Source organism: bacterium (genome assembly GCA_004299235.1).
Classification (GTDB): Bacteria; Chloroflexota; Dormibacteria; order Dormibacterales; family Dormibacteraceae; genus SCQL01.
The window spans coordinates 1-9192 of record SCQL01000044.1 but is presented as its reverse complement, the minus strand read 5'-3'; the positions used below and the strand labels follow the sequence as shown (position 1 = coordinate 9192).

Annotated in this window: 9 protein-coding genes; 3 read left to right on the top strand and 6 right to left on the bottom strand. The window is 60.3% G+C overall.

Features of this window, described 5'->3' with window-relative positions:
* Positions 1 to 201: 201 nt before the first annotated feature.
* The 4 genes from EPN29_13710 to EPN29_13695 all read right to left on the bottom strand — a co-directional run bounded on the left by EPN29_13710 (position 202) and on the right by EPN29_13695 (position 4339).
* Entirely contained in the window at positions 202 to 1743 is a 1542-nt protein-coding gene (locus EPN29_13710) for a hypothetical protein (protein ID TAN31359.1), read from the bottom strand.
* Entirely contained in the window at positions 1740 to 3128 is a 1389-nt protein-coding gene (locus EPN29_13705) for a toll/interleukin-1 receptor domain-containing protein (protein TAN31358.1), read from the bottom strand. Before EPN29_13705 ends, EPN29_13710 begins: the two co-directional genes overlap by 4 nt.
* A gap of 267 nt (positions 3129 to 3395) precedes the next feature.
* The gene (locus tag EPN29_13700; protein TAN31357.1) at positions 3396 to 4112 is read right to left on the bottom strand and encodes a toll/interleukin-1 receptor domain-containing protein; all 717 of its coding nucleotides are present in this window, start codon (positions 4110 to 4112) and stop codon (positions 3396 to 3398) included.
* Between the two features lie 2 nt (positions 4113 to 4114).
* On the bottom strand, positions 4115 to 4339 hold the full coding sequence (locus tag EPN29_13695; protein ID TAN31356.1) for a DUF2188 domain-containing protein: 225 nt from the start codon (positions 4337 to 4339) through the stop codon (positions 4115 to 4117).
* Between the two features lie 97 nt (positions 4340 to 4436).
* On the opposite strand from EPN29_13695, the gene EPN29_13690 reads away from it, so the two are divergent.
* From EPN29_13690 to EPN29_13680, 3 genes are read left to right on the top strand one after another with little or no spacing between them, the layout of a single operon-like run.
* On the top strand, positions 4437 to 5120 hold the full coding sequence (locus tag EPN29_13690) for a hypothetical protein (protein TAN31355.1): 684 nt from the start codon (positions 4437 to 4439) through the stop codon (positions 5118 to 5120).
* Complete coding sequence (locus EPN29_13685) at positions 5117 to 5524, top strand: hypothetical protein (protein ID TAN31354.1); 408 nt, start codon at positions 5117 to 5119, stop codon at positions 5522 to 5524. The genes EPN29_13690 and EPN29_13685 overlap by 4 nt, the downstream gene beginning before the upstream one ends.
* Positions 5511 to 6275 (top strand): ImmA/IrrE family metallo-endopeptidase, encoded by a 765-nt coding sequence (locus tag EPN29_13680; GenBank protein TAN31353.1) that lies wholly within the window; start codon positions 5511 to 5513, stop codon positions 6273 to 6275. Before EPN29_13685 ends, EPN29_13680 begins: the two co-directional genes overlap by 14 nt.
* A gap of 268 nt (positions 6276 to 6543) precedes the next feature.
* Here the strand turns inward: EPN29_13680 and EPN29_13675 are convergent, their stop codons facing one another.
* Together EPN29_13675 and EPN29_13670 are read right to left on the bottom strand one after the other, a co-directional pair.
* Positions 6544 to 7824: an integrase gene (locus tag EPN29_13675; GenBank protein ID TAN31352.1), complete on the bottom strand. Its 1281-nt coding sequence runs from the start codon at positions 7822 to 7824 to the stop codon at positions 6544 to 6546.
* Between the two features lie 619 nt (positions 7825 to 8443).
* Positions 8444 to 9192: IS5 family transposase (locus EPN29_13670; protein TAN31351.1), on the bottom strand; the 749-nt coding region annotated here is incomplete at its 5' end.

The window sequence follows — 9192 nt, the reverse complement described above, 5'->3', positions numbered from 1 at the left end:
ATCATCGAAGCGCCGCCAGGATCTGGACGATGCTGCGCAGCTGCGTCGGGTCGAATCCGGCAAGCGTGCATGCGAAAACCCCGCGTCCCGGGCCTTCTTGCAGGGTCTGCTTGGCAGCGATTGCTGTCGTTGGCCACTGACGCACTTACTCACACTTTCTGGCATTAAGCAGTCGTTCCTCGCGTACGTTTATGTGGCCAATCAAATGTAGTAGCGGAACGGCAGTGGGGGCAGCTCGTTCTTACGAGGCGCTGCCGTGAGAATTTCTCCGACCGAGTCGGCAAAGCGCAGCGTTACGGGAACACCGTCACCGTAAATGCAGGCGTTGTAATTGAGCTTTGTCAGGCCCAGCACATCGGCCATGACTTGCTCAATGTCGGCATAGCCTCTGGCAATTTCGATCGTAAGTGGGCTTGGAACTTCGCGGCCAGCATAGGTTTGAAGTCTAGGGACATAGCCCTTGGTCCAAAGATAGCCGCGCGTCTCGGACTTCACCCATGCCATACCGCGCGCGATCGCGCTGGTGCCATGCCGGTAGAGCTTGACACCGGAGTCTTCCCGGATGCGCACGCAGACTACGTTTGTCTCCGGCGGTACCGTTGCGCGGAAGCCCTCCCACTCATCTTTGGAAAAGCGCGTCTTGCCGTGAATGAACAGCTCCTTGGGTGCTGCGCCTCCGTGCCCCTTGCGGTAAGCCTCGACCACCATCGACATCAGCGCTTTGGCTTTGTCCTCAGGCAGATGAAAGTCATCCTCTTTGTCGGACTTGAAACGACCCGGCGTACCCTTAAACACCACGCCATCGCCTGACTCTAAGAACATCTGCGCGCCACAGCAGACCATGCCAGGCACGGGGTTCGAGGCGTCTTGCTTGAAGACGACTCCGACGTAGCAAACGCCGGGACGGACGTTGGCGAGTTGCCAGGGCTTACCACCAGCCTTGAAGTAACAGGTTGTGGCCAAGTTCCACGCCAACGTTGCCGAATCCTGTAATGCGCGCAGCGGCTTGCCGAGCGCGTTAGGGAATTCCTCCGGGGCGAGCGTCGTCTCGCGTAACACCTGGACGGAGGCCTTGTGCTCCAAGAGTCGGGCTTTGAGCTGGTTGTGAAAATCGAGCTCGTAGAGGTAAATCTCCGCCGACTGCGCATCCTCCTCAAACAGCCCAGGCTCATTGGTCAGCAGGCGGGTCGCCTGCTTTTTATCCATGAGCGCTACGGGGGCCACCACCCCGGCTCCACCCTTCTTGGACTTCGACTGCGGACGGCAGTATTTGTAGACATCTTCGGGCACGATCGCCATCCACAGGTCAATGTGCGCCTCGGCGTCGTCACGCAAGTGCTCGGCAATGGCGTCCGAATAGAGCGACACTGCGTTGTGGATCGCCTGGTGCCGATCGGACATGCTAATGGCTGCATCCAAATCAGCAGGATCGACCTCGATGTAGGCCGCAGGCTGCAACGGCCACTCAACGCCAAAAATCGCCTGAAAACCTGGGAAAATCGTGTGATTCGGGTCGTTCTCCTTGGCCGGGGCGATGGGCTTGCCGAGGCGCTCGGAGAGCTTGCCATAGAGACGGCGACCACGGGCGGTGGCAATCACGCCGATGCGCAATCGCCCGCCGGTCAACGGGCCTCGCAGCGGACCATAGAGCGAAAGGCCGTCTTTCGGATGCGCCATGGCCTGGCTGAAGGCGAATTGCAGTTCGGGCTCGGCTATCTCAATAAGGCGAGGATCGAAGGTCATTGGGCGCCTCCCTCTTCGTCGTTCTCTTCCAGAGCGAGATCTTCCTCATCAACCTCATCCACCGGATCGGCATCGACAGTCTGCTCAACATCTGACAGGCCGCACGGTGCATCAAACTGGATCGGGGTGGAACCAAGCGTGATGCTTCGCCCCGACCCAACCGGCAGGAGCAGCTCGGCCTGACCTTCGGAAGCAAGCCACAAGAATGCCCGCATGAGCGTGCGCCATTGCTCGTTCCACCAACTCTTGCAAAAGCCTCTGCGCAGGCGGTGGCTCCTCAAGGCGTCTTCGAGCGGCTTGCCATCGTCGTCAGTGAAGATCACCGCGTGACGCAGTTCCACGCGCCAAGGATCGTCAAAGGAGATCACCATGGCGACGCCATAGGCCCAGCAGGCGCCGTGCTTCTCGCTTCTGCCATTCAAGGCCTTGATGCGCTTCTTGCCATCGAAATCCTCATAGTGGACATACTTGCTTCGGCCGCCGGTGAGTTCTGGCGTCACGTAGAAAATCCGCCTGCCACCAGACTGATACACGCTAGCGAAGCCTTTGACCTCCATCGCCAGCTCCCAGGCCTGACGCACCAAGTTACCGACGCGCTTGCGCGCCTCCCACCAAGTCACCTTCTTGTCGCCCAGCGTCGATCCCTCATTGATGAACGTGGACGTGTCAGCCGCGTTAGACGCTTGGAGCATCACGGATTTAGCCATCAAGGACACAAGATCAGCGCCCGTGGCGAATCCGACAATGCGATCCTCGTGCTCAAACCAAGGCAGCTTGCGGTTAGCCTCAGTCACTTTAATCTCGCGGTCCTTGCCGAGGATGCGCGCGGTCTCGATCGCTGGAGGCAGCAAGAGGATCGGCAGCCAAGTCGAGTCGAGCGTCTCTTTCACATCGGTCTTGACGACGGCGCCCTCTTTGAGCGCGGGTAGCCAATGGCGGGCGAGCGCGGGGTCGAGGCTTGTCACCTTCGGCGCTTGCGCCTCTTCCAACGTGTCCACCAACGCTGCAAGGCCCTTATGCCACCCACCGGTGAAGTCGAGTAGGTTCTTCCGATGCAGGGAGATCGGCACATCGCCAAACAAGATGTCGTCGATGCGGACAGGGATAACGAAACCTGGCACGCTACGCTCGATGGTGCCGGCCACAGCCCATTCATCCTTGACACCCTGCTTGCCTACGGCCACTTTAGACACAACGGCGACGAAGCGAAAAGAGTCATTGCGGATCGCCGCCTCGATCTTGTCCCAGAAGTAGTCACCGCCTTTGAGGCGCGCCAAGTCATGCCAGACCTTGTAGCCCGCCAACTCCAACTTGGAGCCGAGCCAGCGGGCGAAGTCATTGTCTTCTGGCGTGGCATGACTGATGAAGATTGCGTCGCGCATCATGACAACAAGGCCAAGCACAGCTGTGGCTCAAGCAGCTTCGGAACAATGGCCATCATATTTCCCCTCCCTTATCAATAACTCTGTTACGAAGAAAATGTAACAAGATGTGCGGCAATTGACATTGATGACCGCTAGCATTCCCAAGTCGACTTTATAGCGATTGCGGTCCGTCAATCTCGGCGGGCAGAACTACTGCAGCTGCCTCCTGCCGGCCACTGGTCAGCAAACCGGAAAGACTCATGACCGGTCGGTGAGCAGGCGGCCCTGTCAGCTCCAGATGGAAACCAGCTCGGCAATCTTGGTTGCGACTACCGCCATGGTGTCTTCCGATGTATCAAGGCCGCTTCTCGAAGCCAGCATGGGACTGACATCGCGTAGCGCTGTGTACGTCGTACCGTGAACGATGGGCACGAGTCGGTTGCCTTGGAGGAGGGTCGAAAGCTCTTTGTCGGCAATGCCCTCCTTTGGAAGCCGTGCCAGCAACGCTGGGGTCACAAGGACGAGCCCAATTTTCGAAGCCGCCAAGCCCTTATCGATGGCTCGCATCATCGGCACGCCAAGGCCAAGATCCTTTTCGCTGAACCAAACCTTGACACCAGCGGCCTCAAGCAAATCGTGCAGTTGTTTGGCGGATCCTTGCCTGTCATCCCAAGCGTGGCAGAGGAAGCAATCCCGAAGGTCTGGCTTTGCTGCTGCTTCTCTTTCAACAGCCTCGCGTACCGGTGTGAGGGACGCCACCTGAGCAGGTGTGTACGAAACGGACGAACTGGCGCGCGACCAGCGCGGCCTCGAACTGCCCCCGCCACTGGATTTGCCGCCGCTGCTGTAGCCATAGCTTCCGCCCGATGAATAGGAGGAGCTGTAGCCGCTGCCATAACCGCTGTAACCACCGTACCGGCGACCATAGCTGCCACGGCATGCGGGGCAGGCCGCTGCAGCGCTAGATGAGCGGTGGCCTTCGACTGGAGCTGTGCATTTAGCCATGCTTACCCCTTCGGCGGAAACGTGTCGTTCCCGTGACTGTCCTTGTATTGAATCTGACCGCTCTGGCCATGGACCACCAACTCGGACTTCTGATTCTGCGAAATCTCTCGGGCGCGATCGACCGCGTCTTGCTTGCGATCAAACACCTGCGTGTCGCGTTGGGCTCCAGCACCCCGGACGGCCCAGCCATCTTCACGGGGAACGACATGTTGATTGCGTTTGCTCATATCGAGGCTCCTTGTCGCGGCGTGATTGCCGCTCTATATATGTGTGCGGTCGCCAAATCCGGCGCGGACAACAACCAGATCGCTGTCCGCATGGAGAATGACGACCGCACACATAAAAGCCCAGGGAGGAGCCGTGCCACCGAAACCGCCTTCAGAACGCCATGCCAGTGTTGAGGAGTTATCCCGTGCGCTGACGATGCTGACTACCGCCGAGCGGCTGCGCCTTTTCGCAAGAGCCCGCCTGCTTGCCTGGGGTACTGAGTACACAGATCCCCAAGAGTTGTTCAATGAGGCGGTGAAGCGTGCCCTCGTCGCCGCAAGCGGAGCCAAGCAGGACGGTGAACGCGGCCGTCCCTGGCCCATCGACCGGGTGCCACTTCCGGCCTTTTTGTCTGGCTGCATGGATAGCATCGCCGATTCATCCAGGGAGTCGCTTGGTCAAACCCAGACCGACCGATTGGAGGCATTGGCGGGCGAGGCTGGGGACGTGGACACTGTGATCCACCGAGCTGGTCGCTGGAACACTGACGTCGTAGAACAGGCCATTGAGGTGGAGGACATGTTTGACAGGCAGCAACGAGCTCAGGCCGATGCACATGCCATTGAGGCTCACTTCAAGGACGACCAAGAAGTGCTGGCGGTAATCGAGGGGGAGAAGGCCGAAATGCCGGTAGCAGAGGTACTTGCCTTGTTCGATCTTGATCAAAAGACCTACGACACCGCACGGCGCAGGCTTAGGAGGCAGGTGGACAAGCTGATGCCTGGAAGGAGACAGCGATGACCAACGAAATGCCGAAGACACTCAATGCAATTCGAGCGCTGGCGCTTAAAGACCTCGAAGCTGCATCTGATGAAGACATCCGGGCCGAGCTCGCCGCTGAAGGCATCGACCCCGATCAGTTAGCAGCCAGCATCGCGCTGAATCTTGATGACGTTCTGGCGGCCGGCCTTCGCCAACATGCCGCAGCCGCCAAAGTGGCCATGCAAGTGCGAACGGCCCCCAAGAAGTCGCTGCGGCCTACGCTGGATCGCATTAAGGAACGCATCGCGCAAGCCTTCGCGGCCGAGCCACAGCTGGCTACCGCATTCCGAGAAGGAAGCCGCCAGAGCGATGCCGACCTGGAAACACTCTATGACGATCTTGTGCTGATGGGCAAGATCCCCGACGCCGATGATTACCGTTGACGTCGACAGACTCAGCCGCCCGGAGCGCTTGCTCTGGGGGCATGGCGTCAGAAGGCCCGAGCATATTGATTTGGAGGCCATCGCCAGCGCCAGGGGCGCTCACGTCGTCTACAGAAAACTCGACGGTTGCGCGGCACGCCTGGTTGCCGCCGGTGATCGTGCCGTCATCAGTGTCGCCATGGACGACAACCTCGGACGAAGGCGATTCTCGTTGGGGCATGAATTGGCCCACTGGATGCAGGACGCTCAGCGGACATCATTCAAGTGCTCCAGCGCCGACATCGGGCCGCAGCATGCTGAAGCCAAGTCCATTGAGGCCGACGCCAACAGCTTCGCCAGTCAACTGATCCTTCCCGACTATCTGGTCTGGCCATGGATGGCGGACCGCAAACCCAGTCTTGATCTTGCGAATGCAATGGGTGGCAATTTTCAAGCCAGTCTCACTGCTTCCGCCCTGAAGTTGCTCCAACGTGCTAAGGTACCGACCGCAATCACCTGCCACGATCAGCGAAGGCTGAAGTGGTCCAGGCGCAGCCGGGATTTTTCAACCGACTTCTACATCTTGAACGAGTTGCACCAAGACACAATTGCGTTCGAAATGGTCTTTGGGGCCACCAAAGGGCTAAGCCGTCCGAAGCGAGAAAGTGCCTCGCGGTGGATCAGTGGCCCAGGCACCTATCGAATGGAAGTCTGGTCGCAGTCGATCAAACTTCCTGAAGGTTCCGTGCTATCCATGCTCTCGGTTGTATAGCCAGCCGCTGTATTCGTGACCGGTTGCGGTCTAAGCCGCCGCTCAGTTGCATATCCTGACTGGCAGAGAACAGCCTGAACCTGCCCTTCGGCTTGCGAACGTAGATATCAGATCCTGGCCGCAAGCGGGCGCCGCCGACCGGGCCAGCAAGCTGCTGATCGGTCTCCGCCACGGACAGACGCCGTTCAGCCAATAGCTGCAGCAGCCTCTCCTTCTCTGCAACCGGGCCAGGCGCCGGCCTGATCGAAGATTTACCGTTCGTACCGACCTATTGATCGGGCGGCGATTCCACGCCCGGTCGGCCGCCACTTGCTCCCGCGCTGCCCATTCTTTCAAAAATGATCTTCTCCACAATTGTGTGGAGCTGCGCTCGCAGTTCCGCAATGGTTTGCGCGGTGAACTCGATGTCCTGGCCCTCGCCCGCGATCACTGCGTTCAGACGGTCGGCCACGATGTCAGTCAGCACACGAGCCTTGAAGCCCTTGTACTCCAGATAGTCTTCCCCTTTGCGCTCCAGTACCTGCCGCACCCGGAAGCTGCCGTAGTACGCGCCGGTCACATTGATGCGGTGGTGCCCCATGGCCTCGCTCACCTTCATCTGGATGGCCTTGCGCTGTGCCTCGCCCATCTGATCGGCGGCTCCCCCCAGGGTCGGTGGCAACAGACCCTGGAGCATCGCCATGTTTTCAGCAAACTCGGCCCGCAGCCCATGGCCCACGCAGTCGCTGTCCATCCCGGACACTCCCAATTTCCTCATGTTGTACCAATAGTGCTTTTGATTCTGCTCGTACGTGTGCCGAGGCCATCCCAATGGGCGACCGAACCCGGCGACGCGCTTGGCGTGCTCCAGCATCGCTCTTTGAAATGGGTGAACGATGGGAATATCCCTGTCCTTCCCGCTCTTGCCGATGTTGTCCCTGATCAGCAGGTGAACAACCGCGTCGGCCTTCGTCGGGACGATTCTCAGCTGTTCCTTCCTGCGCAGGCCGAAGGCCAGACCCAGGCGCAGCATGGCGCCGAACCGGCGGTCGATGGCGTCGGCTTGTTGGATTTTCAGGGCGACGTTCAATCCGTTCTCCGACCAGCTCTTGCTTCGCTGCGCCATGGGGTTGACGCTGAAGACCCGAGGATCCACCTCGGGCACGAAGTGCGCCGCGCCTTCTCTGGCCGGTATCAGATGCGGCTTGCCGATCCATCGGCAGATCTGGCGCAGGCGGCTGACGTCGTTCTGGATCGTCTTGGGCTCTTTGCCGCTGCTGTACCAGTCTCGAATCAGGGCGCGAATGTGTCTGTCCTCCAGGCCGCGAATGTCGCGCAGTTCCATGCCAAGCCCCCAGAGCCGGCCGCACGCGGCGGCGGCGACTTCCAGGGTGTTGTCGACGGTGCGCTTTGACGCGACCTTGCCGTCCCGCCGGGTCTGGCCATGGGCCAACACCAGGGCTTTGGCCGAATCTTTCAGCGCGGCCATGCGCTCGTACTGGATTTTGTTCATCGTGACATGCTGCCAGCGTTGGCCGGGTGTCACAGCTTGAATGACGCTCTTTTTCATTCAACATTCCGGCTTGCGTCCAAGCGTGCAGGCTCGCCCAGATGGAGCATGGAGCGGCCACTGTGATCTTCAAGGTCCAATTCGCCTTCACCTGAGATTCCGGCTCCCGACCATGAGCCGCCCCAGCAGCGGCGTCGCATCCACCAGACGCTGCGCGACCAGGTGCCGCGCCTCCCCTTCCCTCTGCCATTGCCCGTAGCCCAGGCATGCAGTCCTCGCCAGCGTAAATTGCTCCACGCAATCTGTGGTCTAGGCTGTGGGTAAATGCCTGAACAACTTAGAAACGTGGCGCCGGGCTTGAGTTTGCCGCTGGTGCCAAACAAATGGGCAATGAGGCGTCACGTCGCGACCCGTTCGGTCCTTCGAGCAACTCCGGCCGATGGCCATGCGGCCACATCACCCTATCTCAACCTGCATCAACGACTTGCGTATGGTTCAGAACGGACTACCGGGTTTCTGGCGGCAGCCATGTCCCGGCATCGTGCGCGTCCACGGCGCTGCGCCCCAGCGTGCCCGCGCTGGCCATATCCGAGCTCATCCAGTGGTTGCGATTGCCGCGCGAGGGGCTGTTTCGTCTCGCCATTGCATTCTGGAGCGTGGCGCGGTGGCCTTGGGTGATTCATTGGACTGTCCCTTGCGGTATTCGGGTGAACATTCGAGCCATTCGCACGATGTTGCTGGCCGTCATGGTCAGCTTGAAGTGCTGATCGACCCGTCGGATGCCTCTATACAGTGTCTGCCGGATGCGCCCGATGGTCTTGCCCCAGCCGAAGTGCTCCTCGATGCGTTTTCGGATCGTCTGGCTGACAGCATAGCCGGCGTGCCGGCTCGTTCGCCCATCGATGGCACTACCGCCGATGCGCGTGTCGTTGCTCGCCACATGCGGTGTGACGCGGCGCCGGCGGCAGGCGGCGATGAAGTCCCGCGTGTCATAGGCCTTGTCTGCGGCGACGGTTTTGGGGTGCGTGCCGGGCAAGGTGTCCAGCATCGCCAGCGCCGCGGCCCGCTCGCCCAGCCCGTCAGCATGAGTGACCACGGCACCGACCACCAGCCCCGAGCGGTTTTCCATCAGCACATGGCCCTGGTAGCTCATGGTCGTGGCGCCGTGGTGACTCTTTCTGAACAGCCGGGCGTCGGGGTCGGTGGTGCTGGCATGGGTGTCGTTGCTGCGCGGCTTGCCCTTCCAGTTGGCTTGGGTGTTGCGCCCGCTCGGGCCACCGTCGTTGGCGTCGTCGCTGCCGCCGTCCCTGGGCACGAAGCTCTTGTGGCTGGCCCACGCCTGGATCAGCGTGCCGTCCACCGAGAAGTGCTCTTTGGACAGCAACTGGCGCTTGTCGGCCAAGGTCATGACCTCTGTGAAGAAGCTCT

Coding starts and splice junctions, on each gene's coding strand:
- EPN29_13710 (TAN31359.1), bottom strand. CDS start 1,743: ATGACCTTCGATCCTCGCCTTATTGAGATAGCCGAGCCCGAACTGCAA.
- EPN29_13690 (TAN31355.1), top strand. CDS start 4,437: ATGACGACCGCACACATAAAAGCCCAGGGAGGAGCCGTGCCACCGAAA.
- EPN29_13700 (TAN31357.1), bottom strand. CDS start 4,112: ATGGCTAAATGCACAGCTCCAGTCGAAGGCCACCGCTCATCTAGCGCT.
- EPN29_13705 (TAN31358.1), bottom strand. CDS start 3,128: ATGATGCGCGACGCAATCTTCATCAGTCATGCCACGCCAGAAGACAAT.
- EPN29_13685 (TAN31354.1), top strand. CDS start 5,117: ATGACCAACGAAATGCCGAAGACACTCAATGCAATTCGAGCGCTGGCG.
- EPN29_13680 (TAN31353.1), top strand. CDS start 5,511: ATGATTACCGTTGACGTCGACAGACTCAGCCGCCCGGAGCGCTTGCTC.
- EPN29_13695 (TAN31356.1), bottom strand. CDS start 4,339: ATGAGCAAACGCAATCAACATGTCGTTCCCCGTGAAGATGGCTGGGCC.
- EPN29_13675 (TAN31352.1), bottom strand. CDS start 7,824: ATGAAAAAGAGCGTCATTCAAGCTGTGACACCCGGCCAACGCTGGCAG.